The following is a 997-nucleotide window of genomic DNA, read 5'->3' on the forward strand; positions in this document are numbered from 1 at the left end:
GAAAGGGGGACGGGTGCCACAAAGGGGGGAATCGGCACACCAAGCGGCTCTACGGTACGTCCGCTTGATAGCCCTCACTATTCAAATGCATTTGAAGTTCAACTGCCAGATAGTGCTTATCCGGGTGTTTCACGGCAGCGCCATAATCAGCTTTCAAACCAAGCACTTCATGAGGCATTCGAGGCCGATCCGTCGTTCTCCACTCAAATGGAAAATCTGTATCCGGGAATTGTTGATGGAGTTCGACCGGGGGTAAGAGGTGCGTATCCTCGCTCAGCACCTACGCCAGATGTGACATGGCACCATGGAGATAACCCCGGCCAGATGCAATTAGTGCCACGTGATCAGCATACCACGAGTGGTCCGGCACAGGATTCATTGCACTCTGATGGTTCCGGTGGTTACTCAAATTGGGGAACAGAATGACTATCCGAACGCTAGCCGAAGTCCTTGATAACTTGTCGTCATACTCATGGCGAGACTGGGTTTATCTGCGCCGTAACCTGCCCATTACTGTGGAATCTGAATGCATAGTTCTTAACCCAGATGAGGCAGAGCTAGGTTCCGACGATTTTACACCATTGCAAGTCGAGCAACATGCGATGGAGGAGTTTTTGTCGATACAGGATATCAGATCGGTTCAAGATCATCTCAAGAAGGTTAATCCAGAGGCGACACGAGCAGAGTTTTGCGATGCCGTTCACTACTATTTTGAAAACGACGCGTTCTCGCCTCACTCACCGCCGTCTGCCTCAGCCTGATACTTCGGCATGGCTATGGCGCAGTAGGATAGCCCGTTACGATCTTGGATAATGGGGGCGTTTGCAAATCCGCACCATGATGCGCCGTCATCTTGAGCAATGAGTTGGATGGATCGGCTGAAGTCGTCCTTCTCGATGTTTGCCTTTGCCGCGAAGAACGCGTCGCCGCCTGCGAGGAGGGCGGCGGCGACCATGCCGGTTGCTAGGTGACCCAATGGCGCGCGAAAAATCCTGAC

The 997-nt window shown here is 52.7% G+C and carries 3 protein-coding genes; 2 read left to right on the forward strand and 1 reads right to left on the reverse strand.

Annotated elements, in window-relative coordinates:
* Together CV013_RS15605 and CV013_RS16105 are read left to right on the forward strand one after the other, a co-directional pair.
* Window positions 1–426, forward strand: a 426-nt coding sequence (locus CV013_RS15605; RefSeq protein WP_198591890.1) for an HNH endonuclease, incomplete at its 5' end; no start/stop codon positions are given.
* The gene (locus CV013_RS16105; RefSeq protein ID WP_123639914.1) at window positions 423–761 is read left to right on the forward strand and encodes a DUF7716 domain-containing protein; all 339 of its coding nucleotides are present in this window, start codon (window positions 423–425) and stop codon (window positions 759–761) included. The genes CV013_RS15605 and CV013_RS16105, both read left to right, overlap by 4 nt.
* Here the strand turns inward: CV013_RS16105 and CV013_RS15385 are convergent.
* Window positions 734–997 (reverse strand): hypothetical protein (locus tag CV013_RS15385; protein ID WP_232806613.1); only part of this gene is annotated, 264 nt, incomplete at its 5' end. The two genes, CV013_RS16105 and CV013_RS15385, sit on opposite strands and share 28 nt — an antisense overlap.

The organism is Tsuneonella flava, assembly GCF_002870965.1.
Taxonomy (GTDB): Bacteria; Pseudomonadota; Alphaproteobacteria; order Sphingomonadales; family Sphingomonadaceae; genus Tsuneonella; species Tsuneonella flava.

Bases quoted from the DNA above. Each gene is read 5' to 3' on its own strand.
- CV013_RS16105 (WP_123639914.1), top strand. From the start codon at position 423: ATGACTATCCGAACGCTAGCCGAAGTCCTTGATAACTTGTCGTCATAC.